The following is a 21148-nucleotide window of genomic DNA, read 5'->3' as shown; positions in this document are numbered from 1 at the left end:
TGTGTCGTCATATGACTGTTACGTCCCATAGCAGGTGTGTTATGGATGGAGCAGGTCTGCTACCTGGAGGGTTGATGAGCGAGACCGTCCACAACCGCATCGCGCTGCTGCGCGCCGAGCGGGGGGTGAGCCGCAGGCAGCTCGCGCAGGCGCTGGGGGTGCACTACCAGACCGTGGGATACCTGGAGCGGGGCGAATACAGCCCGAGTCTTCACCTGGCGTTGCGCATGGCCGGATATTTCGGGGTGCCGGTCGAGGTGGTGTTCTCCACCACGCCGTTCCCCCGGATCGGGCAGCCCACGGCCTGACGGTTTCTGTCGGTGGCGCCGCCTACAGTGGCAGCATGCGTCCGGTCACAGATTTGCAGCGGAAGGTGGCGCCTTTCGAGGTCGTCACCGAGATGACTCCATCCGGCGACCAGCCGACGGCCATCGCCGAGCTGGAGCGCCGCGTCCGGGCCGGGGAGAAGGACAGCGTCCTGCTCGGCGCCACCGGCACCGGCAAGACGGCCACGATCGCCTGGCTGATCGAGCGCCTGCAGCGGCCCGCGCTGGTCATGCAGCCCAACAAGACGCTCGCCGCCCAGTTCGCCAACGAGCTGCGCGAGATGCTGCCCAACAACGCGGTCGAATATTTCGTCTCGTACTACGACTACTACCAGCCCGAGGCGTACGTGCCGCAGAGCGACACGTACATCGAGAAGGACTCCTCGATCAACGACGAGGTCGAGCGGCTGCGCCACTCGGCCACCAACTCGCTGCTCACCCGCCGCGACACCATCGTGGTCGCCTCCGTCTCGTGCATCTACGGCCTGGGCACCCCGCAGGAATACGTCGACCGCATGGCCAGGCTCCGCGTCGGCATGGAGGTCGACCGCGACCAGCTGCTGCGCCGCCTGGTCGACATGCAGTACACGCGCAACGACCTGGCCTTCACCCGGGGCACCTTCCGGGTGCGCGGCGACACGATCGAGATCATCCCGAAGTACGAAGAGCTGGCCGTGCGCATCGAGATGTTCGGCGACGAGATCGAGAAGCTCGCCACCATGCACCCGCTGACCGGCGAGGTCATCACCGAGGACGAAGAGCTCTACATCTTCCCCGCCTCCCACTACATCGCCGGCGAGGAGCGCATGGCGGCGGCCGTGGCCGGCATCGAGGCCGAGCTGGCCGCCCGCCTGTCGGAGCTGGAGCGGCAGGGCAAGCTGCTGGAGGCCCAGCGGCTGCGCATGCGCACCACCTACGACATCGAGATGATGCGCCAGATCGGCACCTGCTCCGGCATCGAGAACTACTCCCGCCACCTCGACGGCCGCGCCGCCGGCACCGCGCCCAACACGCTGCTCGACTACTTCCCCGAAGACTTCCTGCTGGTCCTCGACGAGTCCCACCAGACCGTGCCGCAGATCGGCGCGATGTACGAGGGCGACGCCTCGCGCAAGCGCACGCTGGTCGACCACGGGTTCCGGCTGCCGTCCGCGCTGGACAACCGGCCGCTGAAGTGGGAGGAGTTCCTGGAGCGCATCGGGCAGTCGGTCTACCTGTCGGCCACGCCCGGGCCGTACGAGCTGGGGCGGGTCAAGGGCGACGTCGTCGAGCAGGTCATCCGCCCCACCGGCCTGGTCGACCCCGAGATCGTCGTCAAGCCCACCAAGGGGCAGATCGACGACCTGGTCCACGAGATCCGCGAGCGCGCCGAGCGTGACGAGCGCGTCCTGGTCACCACGCTCACCAAGAAGATGTCCGAAGACTTGACCGACTATCTTCTGGAGCTCGGCATCCGGGTGCGCTACCTGCACAGCGAGGTCGACACGCTGCGCCGCATCGAGCTGCTGCGCGAGCTGCGCACCGGCGAGTTCGACGTGCTGGTCGGCATCAACCTGCTGCGCGAGGGCCTCGACCTGCCCGAGGTGTCGCTGGTGGCCATCCTCGACGCCGACAAGGAGGGTTTCCTGCGCTCGGAGACCTCCCTGATCCAGACCATCGGCCGCGCCGCCCGAAACGTGTCCGGCCAGGTCCACATGTACGCCGACAAGATCACGCCGTCGATGGAGCGGGCCATCGACGAGACCAACCGGCGCCGTGCCAAGCAGATGGCCTACAACGAGGCCAACGGCATCGACCCGCAGCCGCTGCGCAAGAAGATCGCCGACATCCTCGACTCCCTCCAGCGCGAGGACGCCGACACCGACAAGCTGCTCGGCGGCGGCCGCCAGCAGTCGCGCGGCAAGGCCCCGGTGCCCGGCTTCGCCGCCCGCCAGGCGGGCCAGCACGCCAAGGCCATCGCGGGCGAGATGCCGCGGGCGCAGATGGAGTCGCTGATCGAGTCGCTGACCGAGCAGATGCACCAGTCGGCCGCCGACCTTCAGTTCGAGGTGGCCGCGCGGCTGCGCGACGAGATCAAGGAGCTCAAGCGCGAGCTGCGCGACATGCGGGAGGCAGGCGTCAAGTAGGGGCCGGCGGCAGGCGCGAAGCAGGCGGCCCGTAGGGCCTGGCGGGCCGGTGGCGTGCGCCCGGGTGGCGCGTTCCGCGGGTCCCGGGCTTGGCCCGGGGGTCTGACCTGCGGGAATGAAGGCCGGATCCTGGGGCAGCGGTCCAGGTATGAACAAGTCGATCATCGGGGCTCTGGTCGGTGCGGCGCTGCTCGCAGCCGGCTGCGGCGCCGTACGGGAAGTCGGCCAGTTCGCCGTCGAGCCGACGCCGGGCCCCACCATGGGAAGCCCGTCTCCGTCGATGGAAAGCCCGCCAGAAACGGGGACCATGTCCCCCTCGCCGGGCGCCACGTCCATGAAGCCAGGAGCCGGAGAGCTCAAGGACGCCGCCAAGGTCGCGATGGCCGCGGTGCCCGGATCCAAGGTCGTCTCCGTCGAGAGCGAGGAGAACGGCATGGTCTGGGAGGTCAAGGTCGTCGGCTCCGACGGCACCGAACACCAGGTCGACGTGCAGTCCGGCAAGGTCGTCAAGGGGCCGACGGCCGAGCAGATGGACGAGCAGGAGAAGGCCAAGATGCAGACCCGCATCAACGAGGCCAAGCTCGACTACGCCCAGGCCGCCGACAAGGTCGCCGCGGACGTACCGGAGGGACGCGTCACCGAGCTGAAGCTCGACACCGAGAACGGCAAGACCGTCTGGAAGTCGGACGTGATGACCCCGGACGGGACCAAGCACGAGGTGATGGTCGACGCCGCCACCGGTGAGGTCACCAAGAAGAACGAAACCAGCTGACCCAACGGGGGAGCAGGCCACCTCCGGCCATCGGCGGAGGTGGCCGTCCCGCGGCGTCGCCGGGATGTTGCACGGCTCTGGACGCCTTCCCAGCGGGCAAGTGCTCTACGGGTTGTAGAGTAAAGTCTTGATCGCGTTTTCGGCCGCCACCCGCGGCGGTTCGCCGAGCAGCAGAGAGACCTCATCCCCCATGACCACTCCTTTCCAGTGGCTCGCCACCCGGGTCGCCTTCGAACGAGCCGCCCTGCGACGGGCCGCGGGCGCGGCGCTGGCCACCAGCCTGATGGTCATCGTGACCGGCGGGGTCGTCCGGCTGACCGGGTCCGGGCTGGGCTGTGACGGGTGGCCGCGCTGCTCGGAGGCCGGTTTCGCGGCCACGCCCGAGCTCGGCGTGCACGGCGCGATCGAGTTCACCAACCGGGTGTTGTCCGGGGTCGTGTGCGTCGCCGTCGGCTGGCTCATCGTCGTCGCCCGGCTGCAGCGCCGTCCGGTGCCCGAGCTGACCCGGTGGGGGTGGGTGCAGTTCTGGATCGTCGTGCTGAACGCGGTCGTCGGCGGCCTCACCGTGTGGGCGCGGCTGAGCCCGTACCTCGTCGCCGCGCACTTCCTGGCCGCCGTGCTGTTCCTGACCGCCACCACGGTCGTCTGGCACAAGGCCCGCCTGCTCGACCGGCCCGCGCGGCCGCTCTCGGCGCCGGTGGGCCGGCTTCCGGCCGCGCTGGTCGCGTCCGTGGCGCTGCTGGTCGCGGCGGGCACGATCGTCACCGGCGCCGGGCCGCACGCGGGTGACTCCTCCGACGTGCCGCGCATGCCGTTCAACTGGACGGCGATGGTGTGGCTGCACGGGGTCGCCGCCGCGCTCAGCCTCGGCCTGGGCGTCGCCCTGTGGCTCAGGACCCGGCGGGAGCCAGGCTCGGCGGCCCACCTGCGCACCACGCTGTTCCTCGCCGTGCTGCTCGCCCAGGGGCTCGTCGGCCTGACGCAGATCGTGACGGACCTGCCGGAGGTCGTCGTGCTCGCCCACCTGCTCGGCTCGGCGATGGTGTGGGTGGGCGCGGTACGCGTCCTCCTCGACAGCCGGCTCCCGGCAGTGGCGGGGGAGGCACGGCCCCTGCCCGCCCCCGCCCGTACGTAGCCGGTCCGCGCGGACGGGCCCCGGAGTAGGTCCGGGGCCGCGCGCGTTCCGCGCCGGTCACGTCCGGCCGGACTCCTTGCGGAGCAGGTCGGCCAGCGCGTCGGGGTCCGCGGCGGTCACGCCCTTGGCGGCGAACCAGGTGGCCACGTTGCGGGCGTCCCGGTCCAGGTAGGACGGGCCCGCGGGGTGGGCGATCACGTCGACGATCTGCGGCAGGTCGATGATCACCAGCCGCCCCTCGTGCACCAGCAGGTTGTACGGCGACAGGTCCCCGTGCGCCAGCCCTTCCGCGGCCAGCGTCACCATGGCCGCCACGAGCTGCTCCCACAGGTCGTCGAGGCCGTCGGAGACCTGGGCCAGCCGCGGGGCGGCATAGCCGTCGGGGGTGCCGACGAACTCCTCCAGGATCTCCGTCCCGACGATCTGCACCGGGTACGGCACCGGCACCCCCAGCTCCCGGAGCCGGCAGAGCGCCGTGAACTCGGCCACCGCCCACTGCGCGGCGATCACCTGCTTGCCGAAGGCGGTGCGGTTGGCCATGGCCCGGTTCATCCGGCTCTCGCGGGCCCTGCGGCCCTCCAGGTAACCGGCGTCCCGGTGGAACAGGCGGTGCTCGGAGGAGCGGTAACGCTTGGCCGCCAGCAGGCAGACCCGGTCGGTGCCGGGCACGCCCCGCGAGATCAGGTGGACGTCGGCCTCCTTGCCGGTCTTGAGCAGGCCGAGCTCGGTGTCGACGGCGGCCAGCTCGGTGACCAGCCAGCCGGGGTACGGCTTCGGCCCCTTCTCGGTGGGCGTGCTCTGGTCCCAGGTGGACCAGCGGTCGCCCTCGGGCGGCCCGTCATCGGTCTCGGGGGTGCTTTCGAGCCATTCGATGTCGTCGGCGTCGAGTGCGAACTTGCCACGGCGGCGGTGCTGCGAGTGCTTGGGCACGGTGAGATGTCTCCAGTTTCGAGGCCCCACCGGCTCGCCGGACGGATCAGGTCAGCGGACACCTGGTGGGAAGGTCTGAGGTCGCGGAAAACGGCACGCGGGCAACGGTCGTCACGGTCTCAGCCTCCCTTCGTCTCGCTGCGATCGACGCGGATGAGTATGCCGCGTCCGGCACGGCACTCGCAATCGAATAAACGGCGGCCCGATAATCGGGTGCGCCGCCATCTGCCTGGCTTGTACGGTTCCGCCATGCGGCGATGTGAGGTGTGCGGACATCGGGAACCCGCCGGCGCGCCGGACTGCGACCGCTGCGCCGGGCTGGTGGACGAACTGGTCGAGGAGGGCTGGCGGGCCTTCCTGCTCGCCGAGTTCGGCACCGTGGCCCCGCCGGACGAGCAGCTCATCGCCCGCATGGTGGTCGACGAGCCCGACAGGCACCCGTGGCGGGTCGTCGACGCCGCCTACGACCGCCTGACGTGCCCCGAGTGCGGCGGCCGGCTGAGCCGCGGCCCGGCCGGATGCGCCTCCTGCGACCTCGCGAACGGCTTCCGCTACTCGGCCGTCGAGATCGACCGTCCCGGCGTGCCGCCCGGCAACGAGCACGCGCTGCGGGTCAACGTGGCCGTGACGCGCCGCCCGTACGGCATCGCGGCCACGGAGGTGCTGGCGCGCCGGCTCTCGCTGCCCGTGCTGATCGAGGGCCGCCTGCCCACGACGGCCCAGGCCCAGGCCACCAAGGCCCTGGCCCGCAAGGGCGCCACGGAACAGGAGCTGGCCGCCGTGATCTACGCGGACTGGGACAGCTGAGTGTGACGCGCGGCCGGGCGAAGGGCTCGGCAGGGCCCGTCACTGCTGGTCGGCGGCGGGCCGGTCGGCGGAGTCGCGGGCGAGGGCGACGATCCGCTCCAGGGCCGCCGCATGCCGCTGGAAGGCCGACCGTCCCTGGGGGGTGAGCTGCACGTACGTCCGCCGCGCCCGCTTGTCCTGGTCCTTGCGCACGACCACGTATCCGGCGGCGGCCAGCGCGGAGACCTGCTTGGACAGCGCCGAGTCGCTGGTGCCGACCGAGTCCCTGAGGAAGCCGAAGTCCACCCAGTCGGCCGGCGCCAGCAGCGCCACGACCGACAGTCGCGCAGGGACGTGCAGGAACTCGTCGAAGAGCGGATCCATCAGGCGACGCCGCCGTCCTGCCGCACGATCGACCTCATGACGCGGCGGTTGACGGGCGTGGCCGCGACGTACAGCACGGCCGCCGCGACCGCGCCCGCGACCGCCTGCGACGGCAGCCCGTGCGCCGGCAGGTCGAACAGCGCGAAGGCGGCGATCCGGCCGATGCCGAAGGCCACCATGACGCAGGCCAGCAGCACGCCGTGGAACAGGGCCTCGCGGCCGGTGGCCGTCCGCCGGACCGCGGCCCGGTGCTCGCAGACGATGCCCACGCCCGCGTACACGACCACCCCGAGCGCCGCGCCGAGGTAGAACCACGGGCTCGGCAGGTCGACGGACGCGAGCATGACGAAGAGGCCGAGCGCGGAGACGACCACGCGGGGGAGCGCGAAGCTCTGGCGGACGATCTGCTGCCGGGTCCTGGCCTGGAGGCGGTGGATGTCGTCGAGCGAAGTCTGGGCGTCGTGCTGGTTCATGGGCCTTCCCCGAGGTCGACTACTGCTTTCCTGTGAGGAAAGTACCATCTGTTTTCCTCTCGGGAAAGTCGTCGCTGGCCGAACGGCCCGGCGCCGGAGGTGAGACATGCCTCTTTGATCTTCGGCGCCGGCGGAACTAGGGTCGCTGCATGGTCAAGGCCAGAGGTGACAAACCGTGATCGGCCGCGCAAAGCTCGCCCTCGGGCGGCCGCTCGGGCGTGAGGGCCAGGGAATGGTCCACGAGGAGCTCAGCGGCAGGATCAACGGCCGGCCGGGCGTCGCGTACAAGGAGATCGACTACGACGTCCGGCCCGGGCTCGACGTCGCCGTCCTCGCCGCGATGACGCAGTTGACCGGCCGTCTCTCCTCGTCGGACGCCGCCTGGCTGGAGGAGCGCGCGGCCTGGCCCGCCGAACTGGTGGAGGAGAACGGCGCCGTCGTCGGCTTCCTGATGCGGACCGTGCCTCAGCGGTTCTTCCGGGAGACGCCCGGCCCGTCCGGAGCCGTACGCCGGCTGGCGACCCTCGACCGTCTGTTCGGCCAGGAGCAGGAGGACGTCACCGACCGCGACCGCCTGCTGATCCTGGCCGATCTCGCCGACACGCTCGCCCGCCTGCACGCGACGGGCGTCGTCGCCGGCGACCTGTCCCCCAAGAACGTGCTGTTCACGACGGAGCCCCGGCCGGGGTGTTTCCTCATCGGCTGCGACGCGATGGGGCTGGGCGGCGCGCGGGCGCTGCCGCCCGTGGAGCCGCCCTCCGACCGGCGGATCCCCGCCGGGGAGCGGCCGGGGACGCCGCAGGGTGACGCCTACCAGTTCGCGCTGCTGGTCATCCGGGTCTTCGCCCGTGACCCGTCCGCCACCGACGTGTCCGCGTTGGCCGCCGTCCATCCCGGTCTGGCGGAGTTCGCCACGGCCGCGCTCGACCAGCCCCCGTTCGGCCGTCCCATGCCCGCGCAGTGGGCCGCGCGATTACGCGAGGCGGCGCAGCCGGAGCCGGTCTCGCCGCCTGCCCGGCAGGCCGCGGCGGCTCCGGGTTCCGGGCGGTCGAAACTGCTCGGCATCGGGGCCGCGGTGGGGGCCGTCGTGCTGGTGCTGCTCGCGGTGGTCGCGAAGAATGTGATCAAGAACAACGTACGCGAGGCACTGACCGGCCCTTCGACGGTCGTGACCGAGCCCGCCGAGACATCGTCGTCCCCCGCGCCTGCCGACTCTCCCACCCAGGCGGCACCCACCTCGGCCCCGACCGTTGCGCCAACCGTGGCCCCGACCTCGGCCCCGAGCGAGCCGGTGGCCGCCTTCAAAGTCGGCGACTGCCTGTCCGGCCTGCCGGACACACCTGTGGTCGACAGGTGCGAGCAGGGCGCGCCCTACCGGGTGGCCGCCGTCACCACTCCCTCCGGGCTCTGCGACGGCACGACCAACCACCGCTATCTCATCCACGACGACGTGCTGTACTGCCTGGCCTACCAGTTCGGGCGGAACTACTGCTACAAGTGGTCGCACAACGAGGCGTTCGTGGACTTCGCCCGGAAATGCCGAGCGCCGAAGACGTTCACCGTGCGGCGCGTCCTGCGCGGCAACGCCGACAAGGACGCCACCGCCTGCGACGGCGTGACCAGACATTCCTGGACGTGGCCCGTCCCCGCGCTGACCATCTGCGTCGAAAAGTACTGAGCGGCGACCGGCCGGACACCGATGATTTCCAGGCGGCTCCGGTGTCGTACCTGTCGCCGGACGACCCGCGACCACGGAGATGCGCTCATGCGGACGCTGATAGCGACAGTGTTCAACTACTCCCTCGACGGCCTGCTCGCCGATGAGGGCACCGACTTCTGGAAATTCTGCTTCGACCTGCCTGAGAACAGCCGGCCCGACTCCCCGGCCTACCTCGACTTCCTGCGCGGCGCGCACGCGCACGTCATGGGCCGCAACGCCTACGAGGGCATCGCCAAGGGCATGACGACCGCCACCGACCACCCGTTCGCCGACATCCTGACCGCCGGGCGCAAGGTCGTCTTCTCCCGGACCCTGAAGACGGCCGACTGGGCCAACACCACCATCGCCGACGGCGACACGGCGGCAGAGATCGACAAACTCCGGCTGGACGGCGACGGCCACCTCCTGGTCTGGGGCGGTGTCGGCCTCTGGCGGTCGCTCATGCGGCTCGACCTGATCGACGAGTTCCGGCTGAGCGTGTTCCCCTACGTCGCGGGCGAGGGCACCAGGCTGTTCGACGGCTTCCCCAAGTCCTACCGGCTCGACCTGGTCTCCAGCTTCGCCTCCGGCGGCGGCATCATGGAGCTGCAGTACCGCCGGCACCGCTGACCCCCGCCGGGGCCGGAGCCGCGGCTAGGCGAGCGGCCATTCCAGGCCGAGGTCGATGTCCACGTCGAACCCGGCGTCGAGGCGCAGCCGCCCGCGATGGACGCCGGCGGACACGTACGCCCCGGCGTCGCGGCCGAGGCGGAAGGCGTGCACCACCGGCTGGTCGTCCTCGCAGGCCACCCGCCAGTAGTGCTCGATGCCCGCCTCGGCGTACCGGCTGCGGCGATCCCGCTCCCGGGCCCCCGCCGGGACCACCTCGCACACGAGGTGCACCTGATCAGGACGGAAGGACGTAGTGGCCGGGCCGATCGCCGGTCTGCCGGCCACCAGGACGTCCGGCGAGAGCAGCAGGCGCGGCCCGAGGGCCACGGTCATCGACCGGATCACCGCCAGGTGCGCGGGCGGCCTGAGCGACCGCTCGAACAGCCGGGCCGCGAACATGTGGAAGGCGCTCCGGGGTGGCCGCGTCGTGAGGACGCCGTCGATCAGCTCGGCGCGCCGGGGTGCGTCCGGCGGGAGCGCGTCGAGCGGGCCGGTCGTGGTGAAGCGGCGCGACCAGGCGGGCAGGGCTGGGGACATCGGACGGGCACCTTCCAGGCGAGCGCGCGGCGCGCTCATGGTGCCACGTCAGGCGGAGCTCAGGAGTGGTCTTTGCGCTGCTCCATCGAGCGGCGGTAGAGCTCGTCGATCTGGTCCAGCGGGTCCGGGGGACGGCGGCGGGCCTCGATCTCCAGCTCCGTGCGCGAGTACAGCTCGTCGATGCCGGAGGACGCGTGGTGCATCTGGTCGCCCAGCAGGTCGGCGCGGATGCGGGCGCACATGGCGGTCAGCTTGGCCTGGTGCTCGCGCAGCCGGTCGAGGGCGGCGTGGTCGACGTACGGCGAGACGCGGCGCTGCTGGGCGTACATGCCGAGCTGGCCGTCGTGCACGTCGGCCTGGGCCGACAGGTCGGCCAGCAGCCGGGGCAGGTCGCCGAGGCCCCAGCCGCGCTGCTGGGCCTGTTCGACGGCCTGGCGGGTGAGGGCCACCTCGCGGCGCAGGTCGAGGCGGAGGCGTTCGACCTCGGCCGCGTCGCCGGTGCCCATGGCGTTGACGTGCGTGGTCAGCCGGGTGGTGGCCTGCCGGGCCTTCCTGGCCGCCTTCTTGCCCACCTTGACCAGCAGATAGACGCCCACGCCGGTCAGCAGCAGGAGGAACGCCAGGATGGCCAGCACGATGACAAGGAACTCGCTGATCTCCGCCACCTCCCGTGGGTTGTTGCCTAGAAGGATAGTTCGACCCCCAAGGAGTTCAACGCGCGACGGGGATCCGGGGTTCCGGCGACCGGGCCGAGCAAGCCCTTGATCGGGGACGTGGGCGCGTGTTTCAGTGCACATGTTCGGTCGTCTCCGATGAGGGGTGCGCGTGCTCGACGGCAAGGTAGTGATCATCACGGGCGGCGCCCGGGGCATGGGCGCGGCCACGGCGCGCCGGTGCGCGGCGGCCGGGGCGCGGGTCGTGCTCACCGACGTGCTCACCGAGGAGGGGACGGCCACCGCCAAGGACGTCGGGGGCACGTTCGTCCCGCACGACGTCACGGACCCGGAGCAGTGGGCGGCGGTCGTGGCCGCGACCGTCGAGGCGCACGGGCGGCTCGACGGGCTGGTGAACAACGCCGGGATCGTCACCGTGCGGACCATCGAGCAGCAGTCCCTGGCGGAGTTCGAGCGGGTGCTCCAGGTGAACCTGGTCGGCGTGTTCCTCGGGCTGAAGGCCGTGGCCGGGGCCATGCGGGCGGCCGGCGGTGGGGCCGTGGTGAACCTCTCGTCGGTCGCAGGGCTGACCGCGCTGCCCGGCACGGGCGGGTACGGAGCGTCGAAGTGGGGCGTACGCGGGCTGACCAAGATCGCGGCGCTGGAGTTCGGGCGGGACCGCATCAGGGTGAACTCGGTGCATCCCGGGATGATCGTCACCCCGATGACCGCCTCGCTGGGCGCGGTCTCGGGCGAGGGCACGTTCCCGCTGGCCGCCGCCGGGCGATGGGGTGAGCCCGAGGAGGTCGCCGAGGCCATCGCGTTCCTGCTGTCCGACGCGGCCTCCTACGTCACGGGCGCGGAGCTGGCGATCGACGGCGGCTGGACGGCGGGGGAGACGGCCCTGCTCGGCTCCGTCCCGCGCGCGGCCGCCGCCGCGGAGGAGGAGGCCGGAGATGGCCGTTGACGAGCCGACCCGCGCGGTCATCGACCTGATGAGCGAGTTCTTCCCCAAGGGGGAGGGGCCCTGGGACCCGGTGGCGGCGCGCCGCGTGCTGGCCTCGGTCCCGAGCCCCGAGCCGCTGCCCGTGGGCCGGGTGGAGGACCGCGACGCGGCGGGCGTCCCCGTGCGGGTCTACTGGCCGCCGGAGGGCGCCGAGGGGCGGCCGCTGGTCGTGTACTTCCACGGCGGCGGGTTCACCCTGGGGTCGCTGGACAGCCATGACGGCGTCTGCCGCCAGATCTGCGCCGGGTCCGGGGCGGTCGTGGTCGCCGCCGACTACCGGCTCGCGCCCGAGCACCCCTATCCGGCCGCCGTCGAGGACGCCTTCGCCGTCACCCGGTGGGCCCACGAGCACGCGGCCGGGCTCGGCGCCGACCCGGGGGCGCTGGCGGTGGCGGGCGACAGCGCGGGCGGCAACCTCGCCACCGTCACCTGCCTGCGGGCGCGCGAGGAGGGCGGGCCGCCGATCGTGCTGCAGGTGCTGGTCTATCCCGCGACGGACGCCGTCCGCCACTGGCCCTCGTACGACCAGAACGGCGAGGGATATTTCCTGACGACGGCGCACATGCGGTGGTTCTGGGACTGCTACCAGCCCGACCATGGGCGGCGCGGGGAGCCGTACAGCTCGCCCCTGGGCGCGGACGTGAGCGGCCTGCCGCCGGCCCTGGTGATCACGGCAGGGCACGACCCGCTGCGCGACGAGGGCGAGGCGTACGCCCGCCACCTGCGCCACTCCGGGGTCGAGGCGGAGTGCGTCCGGTACGAGGGCCTGTTCCACGGCTTCTTCGGCACGGGCCCGATCCTGCCCGCCGCCGCCGACGCCATGGACCGGGTGTGCGCCGCCATCCGCGCCCTCAAATAAGGGGATATTTCATGCCGTACGCCGAAATTTCGGCAACCATCAGCCTCTTCTACACCGACGACGGCGCCGGCGACCCGCCGCTGCTGCTCGTGCACGGCTGGGGCGCCGACTCCCACCAGTGGTCCTGGCACATCGACGCGCTGGCCGCCCGCCACCGCGTCCTCGCCGTGGACCTGCGCGGCCACGGCTACTCCTCGGTCCCGGAGACCGGCAACACCCCACAGGCGATGGCCGAGGACCTGAACACGCTGCTCGCCCGCCTGGAGGTCCCCGAGGTGGTCGCGGTCGGCCACTCCATGGGCGGCCAGGTCGCCTCGATCCTCGCGGTCGAGCATCCGGGGCGCGTACGGGCGCTGGTCACCCTCGACCCCGGCTACGGCATGGGCCAGGACCTCGCCGCGGGCTTCCCCGGCATGATCGCGGGCCTGCGCGGCGAGCACCCGCACGCCGTCGCCGAGGAGATCGACCGGTGGTGCACCACCTCCGCGACCCCCGCCGTCATCCGGCGCTGGCACAAGCGCCGCCTGTACGGCATGCCCCCGCACGTGCTGGCCGAGGCGTTCGAGGCCATGTTCACCGGCCCAGGGGCCATCGGCGTGCGGCCGGCCAGCGACGAGTACCTGGCCCGCCGGAGCTGCCCGGTGTTGTCGATCTGGGCCGACCCCGGACGCGCGGCCTGGGAGGCCGGGCTGCTCAAGAACCCGGGCTCGAAGGTCGTGTGCTGGGAGGGCTCGGGTCACCGGCTGCACGAGGAGCGCCCGGCGGAGTTCGTGCGCGTGCTGGAGGGCTGGCTCAGGGCGCGTTGACCGGCAGGGCGAGGCGTGGTGAGGCGTGGTGAGGCATGGTGAGGCATGGTGAAGGGCCCGGCAGCGCGGACGCTGCTGCCGGGCCCTCCGTGTGAGCGCGCCACGGGATTTGGGGGCCATGACGCTCACACGTCTATGCGGGCAGTTCCACCCGGACGATCTCGCCCTTGCCGGGAGTGAAGCCCTTGTTCGACACGTAGACCGAACCGTCGGCGGCGACCGCCATGCCCAGCGGCACGGTCAGCGTGCCCGGCTTGAGCAGCTCGGTGCGCGTGCCGTCGGCCTCGATCCGGTAGAGCGACGTACGGGGCTGGTGGTCGGCGGGCACCGGGCCGACCGAGCCGAGCACGAGCAGCCGGCCCGAGGCGTCGAAGGCGACGTCGACGGCGGTGGTGAAGCCCTTGACGGCGGTCGCGGCCTTCCTGCCGGCCAGCCTGAACACCCTGGCCACGCCCTCGGGCTGCGGGAACCCGGCGTGCTCGGCGACGTAGTAGGAGCCGTCGGGGGCGGCCGCGATGCCCATCGGCACGGACTGCATCGGGACCTTGCTGCCCTTGGGGAGCTTGAGCATGGCCGGGGCCGCGACCTTGCGCGCGTGGAACACCGCCCGCAGCGTCACCTTGCCCGACGCGCTGACCTGGAGCACGTCGTTGGCGCCCACGTCCGTGACCAGCGCGCCGCCCTGCGGGGTCGGCACGACCGCGAACGGGTACGAGTCGATCGCGCTGCCCTTGTCCTTCTTGTCGGGGTTGTGCTTGGCCTCGAACGCCAGCAGGTCGCCCATGACGGACGACTTCCCGTCCTTGATCTTCAGCAGCGTGCCGAGGGTGCGGCCCTTGGGGCCGAGGTCGGCCCGCAGCTTGCCGTTGCCGCCCAGGCCGACGGGCACCAGCATGGAGCCGTCCGCGGCGAAGGCGACGTCGTGCGGGCCGGTGCCGAGCCCGTCGGACCCGGCCGAGGGCAGGTCCTTGACCACGGTGGTCAGCGTGCCGTCGGCCAGCTTGGAGATCTTCCCGGTGAGGCCGAGGCACACCTTGCTCGCCTCGCCGCCCGGCTCGGCGGGCACGGTCGCGCACTTGATCTTCCCGCCGGAGCCGGACTCGGCGACGTACAGGGCGCCGTCGGGGCCGAAGGTCAGGCCGCGCGGGCCGTCGAGCTTGGCGGCGACGACGGTGACGCTCGCCTGCGCGGACGCCGACGCCGGGACGGGCGCGACCGACGCGGCCAGGCCGAGAGCAGCGACTCCCCCCGTGATGATGACTCGCTTCATGAGGGAACACCGTAGAAGCGCTGGACGGGGCGGCGGATCAACCCGCAGGGTGAGGCGTACTCAGCCTGGGGGTGGATTTCTTCTGATCCGGCGCCGGGCGCGCAGCCGGCGTACCCGCCGGAAGGTCCACCACGCGAGCAGGACGAGCAGCAGCAGCGCGACGATCACCAGCACCGGCAGGAACACCGCGATCAGGCTCATGCCGAGCGAGCCGGCGTCCTCGGCGGTGCTCACCACGGGCGCGCCCACCCCCGCCGTGCCCGCGTTGATCACCGGGCGGGCCGTCGCCTTCAGCGTGTGGACGGCCAGCGCCATCACGATGCCCAGCAGCCAGCCGGCCCACGGGTTCTCGGTCATCCAGGTCGAATGGTCGAGCTCGGCGGCGGCGTTGGTGGCGGAGAAGACCACGCCGCCCGCGGCCGGGCGCACCACGGTCTGGACGGCGTCGTTGACGGTGTCGACGGCCGGCACCTTGTCGAGGACCATCTCGGCGAGCAGCAGCACCGCGATGATCGCCAGCACGCCCCAGTTCGACAGCCAGGCGTAGCCGTCGGGCAGCTTCACCCGGTCGGTGAGGTTGGCCAGCACGCCCACGACCAGGAGCGGGATGTAGGCGTTCAGGCCGGCGGCGGTGGAGAGGCCGAGACCGGTCAGCGCGGCGAACATCCCCCTAGTCTGCCCCCGCCGCGGCCTCCATCACGCGGGCCAGGCCCGGCCGGGTGAACTCGGCCGCCGCACGCTCGTACCTCTCCATGCCCCAGGACCAGAAGTCGAAGTCGATCGTGTCGTTGGCGCCGTCCTGGATCGAGGCCCACAGGGTCCAGCCGTACTTGGACATCAGGCCGAGCAGCCGGGCGCGGGCGATCCTGTGGCGCAGGCGGCGGCCGTAGTAGGCGGTGACGAGCTCCTCCAGGTGGCCGGGCGGCAGGTCGGCCTCGCTCCAGAGGTTGCCCAGCTCGAAGCAGGGGTCGTTGTTGCCGGCGTACTCGTAGTCGATGAGGTGGAGGCGGTCGCCGCTCTCGACGATGTTGCCGGGGAGCAGATCGTTGTGGCAGGGGACGGTGGGCTCGGCGCGTACCGCCAGACATTTCCTAATTTCTGCGACGGCGGGCATGAAATCCAGATATTTCGGAGGAAGTCGGAAACCTCGCTCCTGGACGATCCGCAGATACCCCCGCTGCACCTCGAACATGTCGAAATCGCGCACGAAGCGCGGCCCCGCGTGCAGCCGCCGGCACACCTGCGCCACCCGCGCCAGGTTCGCCGGCTCCCACAGGTCGGCCTCGGTGAACGTCCGGCCCGGCAGGAACCCGATCACCAGCACGCCCGCCTCCGGCAGGTAGCCGTGCACGGGCGCCCCCACCCCGGCCCGTGCGGCGGCGAGCGAGTCGGCGTGCTCGGCGTCCTTGTCGATGCCCAGCAGGGAGCCGTCGCTGGCGGCCACGCGCACGACGTAGACCCCGGCCGGGGTGGTGACCTTGTAGTTGCGGTTGGTCATCCCGCCGGGCAGCTCCTCGACGGAGCGCGGCAGGCCGGACAGCAGCGGGATGCGGTCGAGGACCCGGGCGATCGCCATGATCGATGCTAGCTCCGCCGTCCTAAACGGTCTAGACCTTTTACGGTACGCGGGTTAGCCTCGCGACCATGAGCGACTCGGCCCGCATCGTGATCATCGGCGGCGGGGTGGGCGGCGCGTCCGTCGCCTACCACCTCACCCTGCGCGGCGAACGCGACGTCGTCCTGCTGGAGCGGGACGAGCTCACCAGCGGCTCCACCTTCCACTCGGCGGGCCTGGTCGGCCAGCTCCGCTCCGACCCCACCCTGACCCGGATGAACCAGTACTCCGTCGAGCTCTACCGCACCCTCGACGCCGGCTGGACCGAGTGCGGCGGACTCAAGCTGGCCTCCACCCCCGAGCGGATGGCCGAGATCCGCCGCCAGATCGGCTGGGCCAGGACGTTCGGGCTGCCGCTGGAGGAGATCCCGGTCGCCGCGGCGGTGGAGCTGTTCCCGCTGATGGATCCGTCGGGGGTGGTGGGGGCGGCGTACCTGCCGACCGACGGCCAGGTGGACCCCTCGATGCTGTGTTACGCCCTCGCCGCCCGCGCCCGCGAGGGCGGCGCCCGCCTGCGCACCCGTACGCGGGTGCTGGGCATCGGCGTCGAGCGCGGGCGCGTCACCGGCGTCCGCACCGACCAGGGGGACATCGCCTGCGAGATCGTGGTCAACTGCGGCGGCATGTTCGCCGCCGAGATCGGCCGCATGGCCGGGGTGCGCATCCCGATCGTGCCGATGTCCCACCAGTACGTCGTCACCGACGCCTGCCACGACCATCCCGTCCTGCCCACGCTGCGCGACCCCGACCTGCTCGTCTACTACCGGCAGGAGGTGCGCGGCCTGGTCATGGGCGGCTACGAGCGCACCTGCGCCCCCTGGACCGCCTCCGAGACCTCCTACGACGCCGTGCCGGCCGACTTCAACGGCAGGCTGCTGCCCGAGGACTGGCCGCGCCTGGAGGAGATCTCCGCCAACTCCCGGATCCGGGTGCCCGCGATGGCCGACGTCGGCATCCGCAAGCTGATCAACGGGCCGGAGGCGTTCACCCCGGACAACGAGTTCTGCCTGGGGGAGACCGAGGTGGGCGGGTTCTTCGTGGCGGCCGGGTTCTGCGCCCACGGCATCGCCGGCGCGGGCGGCATCGGCAGGGTCATGGCCGACTGGATCGTCGACGGCGAGCCCGGCATGGACGTCCACCACATGGACGTACGCCGCTTCGGCCGCCAGTACCGGTCGCCGTCGTACACGGTCAAGCGCTCGGTCGAGAACTACGAGACGTACTACGACATCCGCTACCCGGGCCACGAGCGCGCGGCCGGGCGCCCGCTGCGGGTCTCGCCCGCCTACTCCTGGCACGCCGCCCACGGGGCGGTCTTCGGCGAGAAGGCGGGCTGGGAGCGGGTCAACCACTACTCGGCCGCCCCCGGCGGCGCCGACGAGCGCCCCCGCGGCTGGGCCGGACGCCTGTGGTCGCCCGCCGTCGGGGCCGAGCACCGCGCCACCCGCACCGCGGCCGGGCTGTTCGACGAGAGCTCCTTCGCCAAGATCGAGGTCACCGGCCCGGACGCCGCCGCCCTGCTGGAATGGGTGTGCGACAACCGCGTGGCCCGCGAGGTGGGCGCCGTCACCTACACCCAGGCGCTGAACCGGCGCGGCGGCATCGAGTGCGACTTCACCGTCACCCGGCGCGGCGAGCAGGAGTTCCTGATCGTCACCGGCACCGCGTCGGGCTCCCGCGACCTCGCCTGGCTGCGCCGGCAGGCCGCGCTCACCGGCTCGACGGCCAGGATCGCCGACGTCACCGGCCAGTACGCCTGTTTCGCCCTGTGGGGCCCCAAGGCCCGCGACATCCTGGCCGGGCTGACCCCGGACCCGCCGGACCTGCCGTTCATGTCGGCCCGGGAGCTCACCGTGGGGGACGTGCCCGCGCTGGCGCTGCGGGTGACGTTCGTGGGGGAGCACGGCTGGGAGCTGTACTGCTCCAGCGAGTACGGGCTCGCGCTGTGGGAGACGCTGTGGCGGGCGGGCGAGCCGTACGGGCTGGTCGCGGGCGGCTACCGGGCCATCGACAGCCTCCGGCTGGAGAAGGGGTACCGGGTGTGGGGCGCCGACATCGGGCCCGAGACGACGCCGTACGAGGCCGGGCTCGGCTTCTGCGTCAAGCCCGGCAAGGACTTCCTCGGCCGCGACGCCCTGGACCCGCACCCGGCCCGCCGCCTGCGCTGCCTCACCCTGTCCGACCCGCGGGCGGTCGCCCTGGGCAACGAGCCCGTACGGGTGGACGGCCAGGTCGTGGCCCGGGTCACCTCCGGCGGCTACGGGTACACGGTCGAGCGGTCGATCGCCTACGCGTACCTGCCGGTCGGGCCGGGGGCCGAGCTGGAGGTCGAGGTCGAGGGGGAGTGGGTGCCCGGCGTCGTGGTCAGGGAGCCGCTGCACGACCCGGCGGGGTCGCGGGCGCGGTGACGCCGCTGCGCACCGACAGGCGCACCCGGTCGGGACGGAACAGGTCGCGGGCGTACTCGACGGGGCTGCCGTCGGCGGCGTAGGCCGTGCGCTCGATCAGCATGAGCGGCGCGCCCGCCGCGATGCCCAGCTCGGCCGCCTCCGCCGGACCGGCGATCACCGGGTCCAGATGCTCGACCGCGGTCCGCGGCTCCAGCCCGTAGCGGCCGGCCAGCAGGGCGTAGAGCGAGCCGCCGAGGTCCTCGTCGAGGAAGCCGGGCAGCGCCGGGAAGAAGGACCGTTCGAGCGCCACCGGCGAACGGCCCGCCGACCGCACCCGGGCCACCTCGTGCACCGGCTCGCCCGGCGCGACGCCGAGCGCGGCGGCCACGGCCGCCGGCGCGGGCACGGTGGCGGCCGTCAGGATCCGCGCCTCGGCCCGCAGGTGGGCGCGGCGCATCTGCTCGGTGAACCCGGCCAGGCCCGTCAGGTCGCACTCGATGCGCGGCTCGGCCACGAACGCGCCGCCCGACCTGCCGGGCAGCCTGATCAGCACGCCGTCGCGTTCGAGGGTGGCCAGGGCCTGGCGCAGGGTCATCCGGCTCACGCCGAGGCGGGCGGCCAGCTCCCGCTCGCCGGGCAGCCGGTCGCCCGGGGCCATCTCGCCGGAGGAGATCGCCGCCAGCAGCCACTGCTCGATCTGCGTGTGCGCGGGAACCCCGGTGCCACGCTCCAGCTCAGGCGGTGTCCCGACCACACGCGCATGCTACCGGGCCATCCGGGAGGAACCACTCAGGACGACGAGAGGCGGGCCACGGCGTCGGTGAACTCGCTGATCATGTCGTACACCACGTCCCGGGCCGGCCGCACGCGATCGAGCTGGCCCACCACCTGGCCCACGTAGTACGTGACGAGCTCCTGGGCGCCGGGGTCGCCGCGGTCGGCCGCCGCGCCGATGCGGGCCATCGCCCCCTCGGCCAGCAGCAGTTGCAGGGGCATGCCCAGCGGCCCGGGGCTCTCCTGCCCGGAGTCCCACTCCTCGGTCCAGGCCGACCTGAGCTGCCGCGCCGGCTTGCCCGTACGCGACCGGGACCGGACGGTGTCCAGCGACGAGGCGGCCAGCAGCTTGCGGCGCAGCGCGGGCGACGTCTCCGCCTCCTCGGTGGTCAGCCACACCGAGCCGCACCAGACCCCCTCGGCCCCGAGCGCCATGGCCGCGGCCATCTGGCGTCCCGAGGCGATGCCGCCCGCGGCCAGCACCGGGACCGGCGCGACCGCGTCCACGACCTGCGGCACGAGCACCATCGTGGAGATCTCGCCGGTGTGGCCGCCCGCCTCGGTGCCCTGGGCCACGACGATGTCGGCCCCGGCCGCCACCTGCCTGCGGGCGTGCTCCACGGTTCCGACCAGCGCGGCCACCGGCACGCCCGCCGCCCTGGCGCTCGCCACCATCTGCGGCGGCGGCGGTCCGAGCGCGCTGGCGATGAGCCCGATCGGGTGCTTGAGCGCCACGTCGATCAGCGCGGTCGCCCCCGATGCCGTCACCCGCCGGCCGAACTCGTCGGCCACCGCGCTCAGGGGCTGCGGCGGCGCGTTCACGCCGTACTTGGACAGCAGGTGGGCGACGAAGTCGCGGTGGCGGTCGGGCACGAAGTCCAGCAGGTGGGCCCGCAGGTCGAGCGCGGAGGCGTCGATCCGGCCCGGGACGAGCACGTCCACCCCGTACGGCCGCCCGCCCACCCGCTCGTCGATCCAGGTCAGCTCGGCGTCCAGCCGCTCCGGCGAGTACGCGACGGCCCCCAGCACCCCGAACCCGCCCGCGTTCGTGACCGCGGCCACCACGTCGCGGCAGTGGCTGAAGGCGAACAACGGGAACTCGACGCCCAGGCGCTCACAGATGGCGGTCCGCATGCACCGACGCTAACCTCCAGAAGCTTGTTCGGTCCATCCCCGTTCTCGGGGCCGCACGTCCCTGCTGTCAGGACGGTCCGATCTGCCCGTCGAGCGCCAGGGCGATCGCGGCGGCGGCCTCGGCGGCGCCGGGGGCGTGCCAGCCGAGCTCCGGCGTGTACCCGCGGACGCGCTTGGCGGGCACCCCGGCGACCACGCTGTGGTCGGGGAACTCGCCGCGCACCACCGCGCCTCCCGCCACCACGCACTGCCGCCCGAGGACCGTGCCCGGCAGGATGATCGCGCCGGTGCCGAGCCAGGAGCCGGCGCCGATCGAGACCGGGCTGTTGCGCGGCCACTGCCGTCCGATCGGCGTCTCGGGGTCGTCGTAGACGTGGTTCTGATCGGTGATGTAGACGTACGGGCCGGTGAAGACGTGGTCGCCGATGTCGATCGACTGGTGGGCCACGATGTGCGAGCCCCGGCCGATCGAGCACGAGCCGCCGATCCGCAGGATCGAGTCGGGGCCGAGATCGACGTCCGGCCACATGCCGCAGGAGATCGACACGCGCTCGCCGATCAGCGTGTGCTCGCCGATCTCGATCCACCGCTCGCCGAAGATCGCCCCCGGCGGGAAGGCGATGCAGACTCCCTCGCCGATCCGGCGGAAACGATAACCCGCCGTGGAGTCCGGGGAGATCGCCCCGGCGTGGCGGATCGCCGCGTACGCACGGTGAATCAGTGCGCCCATGGCCCGGCGTACTAGTGACATAGGGCCCAAAGTTACCGCTAGGTCATGCCGTTCGGGCATGTGAGGGGCGT

22 protein-coding genes are annotated in these 21148 nt (G+C 72.4%); 11 read left to right on the top strand and 11 right to left on the bottom strand.

The window, feature by feature from the left end:
• Window positions 1-74: 74 nt before the first annotated feature.
• The 4 genes from AB0J71_RS30340 to AB0J71_RS30325 all read left to right on the top strand — a co-directional run bounded on the left by AB0J71_RS30340 (window position 75) and on the right by AB0J71_RS30325 (window position 4359).
• The gene (locus AB0J71_RS30340; RefSeq protein WP_352323468.1) at window positions 75-308 is read left to right on the top strand and encodes a helix-turn-helix transcriptional regulator; all 234 of its coding nucleotides are present in this window, start codon (window positions 75-77) and stop codon (window positions 306-308) included.
• 35 nt (window positions 309-343) lie between these two features.
• The gene (gene uvrB, locus AB0J71_RS30335; RefSeq protein ID WP_352323469.1) at window positions 344-2452 is read left to right on the top strand and encodes an excinuclease ABC subunit UvrB; all 2109 of its coding nucleotides are present in this window, start codon (window positions 344-346) and stop codon (window positions 2450-2452) included.
• A gap of 148 nt (window positions 2453-2600) precedes the next feature.
• Window positions 2601-3224, top strand: a complete 624-nt coding sequence (locus AB0J71_RS30330; protein ID WP_352323470.1) for a PepSY domain-containing protein — start codon at window positions 2601-2603, stop codon at window positions 3222-3224.
• Between the two features lie 190 nt (window positions 3225-3414).
• Window positions 3415-4359: a COX15/CtaA family protein gene (locus AB0J71_RS30325; RefSeq protein WP_364417183.1), complete on the top strand. Its 945-nt coding sequence runs from the start codon at window positions 3415-3417 to the stop codon at window positions 4357-4359.
• A 57-nt stretch (window positions 4360-4416) separates the two neighbouring features.
• Here the strand turns inward: AB0J71_RS30325 and AB0J71_RS30320 are convergent, their stop codons facing one another.
• Window positions 4417-5289, bottom strand: a complete 873-nt coding sequence (locus tag AB0J71_RS30320) for an RIO1 family regulatory kinase/ATPase (RefSeq protein ID WP_364417181.1) — start codon at window positions 5287-5289, stop codon at window positions 4417-4419.
• 249 nt (window positions 5290-5538) lie between these two features.
• On the opposite strand from AB0J71_RS30320, the gene AB0J71_RS30315 reads away from it, so the two are divergent.
• Window positions 5539-6096, top strand: a complete 558-nt coding sequence (locus AB0J71_RS30315) for a hypothetical protein (protein ID WP_352323473.1) — start codon at window positions 5539-5541, stop codon at window positions 6094-6096.
• Window positions 6097-6135: 39 nt separating this feature from the next.
• On the opposite strand, the gene AB0J71_RS30310 is transcribed toward AB0J71_RS30315, so the two are convergent.
• Together AB0J71_RS30310 and AB0J71_RS30305 are read right to left on the bottom strand one after the other, a co-directional pair.
• Window positions 6136-6459, bottom strand: a complete 324-nt coding sequence (locus AB0J71_RS30310; RefSeq protein ID WP_352323474.1) for a transcriptional regulator — start codon at window positions 6457-6459, stop codon at window positions 6136-6138.
• Window positions 6459-6932 (bottom strand): hypothetical protein, encoded by a 474-nt coding sequence (locus AB0J71_RS30305; RefSeq protein WP_364417179.1) that lies wholly within the window; start codon window positions 6930-6932, stop codon window positions 6459-6461. Before AB0J71_RS30305 ends, AB0J71_RS30310 begins: the two co-directional genes overlap by 1 nt.
• A 175-nt stretch (window positions 6933-7107) precedes the next feature.
• Between AB0J71_RS30305 and AB0J71_RS30300 the strand changes: the two genes are divergently transcribed.
• Together AB0J71_RS30300 and AB0J71_RS30295 are read left to right on the top strand one after the other, a co-directional pair.
• A complete protein-coding gene (locus AB0J71_RS30300; RefSeq protein WP_364417177.1) occupies window positions 7108-8610 on the top strand; it encodes a hypothetical protein in 1503 nt (500 codons plus the stop codon).
• Window positions 8611-8697: 87 nt separating this feature from the next.
• Window positions 8698-9261: a dihydrofolate reductase family protein gene (locus AB0J71_RS30295; protein ID WP_352323477.1), complete on the top strand. Its 564-nt coding sequence runs from the start codon at window positions 8698-8700 to the stop codon at window positions 9259-9261.
• Between the two features lie 24 nt (window positions 9262-9285).
• On the opposite strand, the gene AB0J71_RS30290 is transcribed toward AB0J71_RS30295, so the two are convergent.
• Together AB0J71_RS30290 and AB0J71_RS30285 are read right to left on the bottom strand one after the other, a co-directional pair.
• Window positions 9286-9840, bottom strand: a complete 555-nt coding sequence (locus tag AB0J71_RS30290; protein ID WP_364417175.1) for a Uma2 family endonuclease — start codon at window positions 9838-9840, stop codon at window positions 9286-9288.
• 59 nt (window positions 9841-9899) lie between these two features.
• Entirely contained in the window at window positions 9900-10505 is a 606-nt protein-coding gene (locus AB0J71_RS30285; protein ID WP_352323479.1) for a hypothetical protein, read from the bottom strand.
• Between the two features lie 160 nt (window positions 10506-10665).
• Between AB0J71_RS30285 and AB0J71_RS30280 the strand changes: the two genes are divergently transcribed.
• From AB0J71_RS30280 to AB0J71_RS30270, 3 genes are read left to right on the top strand one after another with little or no spacing between them, the layout of a single operon-like run.
• Window positions 10666-11460: a glucose 1-dehydrogenase gene (locus AB0J71_RS30280; protein ID WP_352323480.1), complete on the top strand. Its 795-nt coding sequence runs from the start codon at window positions 10666-10668 to the stop codon at window positions 11458-11460.
• Window positions 11450-12358 carry an alpha/beta hydrolase gene (locus tag AB0J71_RS30275; RefSeq protein ID WP_364417173.1) on the top strand — a complete coding sequence of 303 codons (909 nt, stop codon included), beginning with the start codon at window positions 11450-11452 and terminating at the stop codon, window positions 12356-12358. Before AB0J71_RS30280 ends, AB0J71_RS30275 begins: the two co-directional genes overlap by 11 nt.
• 11 nt (window positions 12359-12369) lie before the next feature.
• Window positions 12370-13164 (top strand): alpha/beta hydrolase, encoded by a 795-nt coding sequence (locus AB0J71_RS30270; RefSeq protein WP_364417171.1) that lies wholly within the window; start codon window positions 12370-12372, stop codon window positions 13162-13164.
• Between the two features lie 133 nt (window positions 13165-13297).
• Here AB0J71_RS30270 and AB0J71_RS30265 read toward each other — a convergent pair whose 3' ends face one another.
• Genes AB0J71_RS30265 through AB0J71_RS30255 form a run of 3 tightly spaced genes read right to left on the bottom strand, consistent with a single transcriptional unit; the run spans window position 13298 to window position 16010 of the window.
• A complete protein-coding gene (locus AB0J71_RS30265) occupies window positions 13298-14434 on the bottom strand; it encodes a ScyD/ScyE family protein (protein ID WP_352323483.1) in 1137 nt (378 codons plus the stop codon).
• A gap of 60 nt (window positions 14435-14494) precedes the next feature.
• A complete protein-coding gene (locus AB0J71_RS30260; protein WP_364417169.1) occupies window positions 14495-15100 on the bottom strand; it encodes a DUF4126 domain-containing protein in 606 nt (201 codons plus the stop codon).
• A 4-nt stretch (window positions 15101-15104) separates the two neighbouring features.
• Window positions 15105-16010 (bottom strand): phosphotransferase, encoded by a 906-nt coding sequence (locus AB0J71_RS30255; RefSeq protein WP_364417167.1) that lies wholly within the window; start codon window positions 16008-16010, stop codon window positions 15105-15107.
• Window positions 16011-16078: 68 nt separating this feature from the next.
• Between AB0J71_RS30255 and AB0J71_RS30250 the strand changes: the two genes are divergently transcribed.
• Window positions 16079-18457, top strand: coding sequence for an FAD-dependent oxidoreductase (locus AB0J71_RS30250; RefSeq protein ID WP_364417165.1), 2379 nt, complete (start codon window positions 16079-16081; stop codon window positions 18455-18457).
• Here AB0J71_RS30250 and AB0J71_RS30245 read toward each other — a convergent pair.
• The 3 genes from AB0J71_RS30245 to AB0J71_RS30235 form a co-directional block, all read right to left on the bottom strand.
• Window positions 18414-19193: a GntR family transcriptional regulator gene (locus AB0J71_RS30245; RefSeq protein ID WP_352321931.1), complete on the bottom strand. Its 780-nt coding sequence runs from the start codon at window positions 19191-19193 to the stop codon at window positions 18414-18416. The two genes, AB0J71_RS30250 and AB0J71_RS30245, sit on opposite strands and share 44 nt — an antisense overlap.
• Window positions 19194-19228: 35 nt before the next feature.
• Window positions 19229-20347, bottom strand: coding sequence for a nitronate monooxygenase family protein (locus tag AB0J71_RS30240; protein WP_352321929.1), 1119 nt, complete (start codon window positions 20345-20347; stop codon window positions 19229-19231).
• A 67-nt stretch (window positions 20348-20414) separates the two neighbouring features.
• Entirely contained in the window at window positions 20415-21077 is a 663-nt protein-coding gene (locus tag AB0J71_RS30235) for an acyltransferase (protein ID WP_352321928.1), read from the bottom strand.
• Window positions 21078-21148: the final 71 nt, after the last annotated feature.

The sequence above is a fragment of the Nonomuraea sp. NPDC049637 genome, from assembly GCF_040675235.1.
Lineage (GTDB): Bacteria > Actinomycetota > Actinomycetes > Streptosporangiales > Streptosporangiaceae > Nonomuraea.
This window is presented reverse-complemented; position numbering and strand designations above follow the sequence as displayed.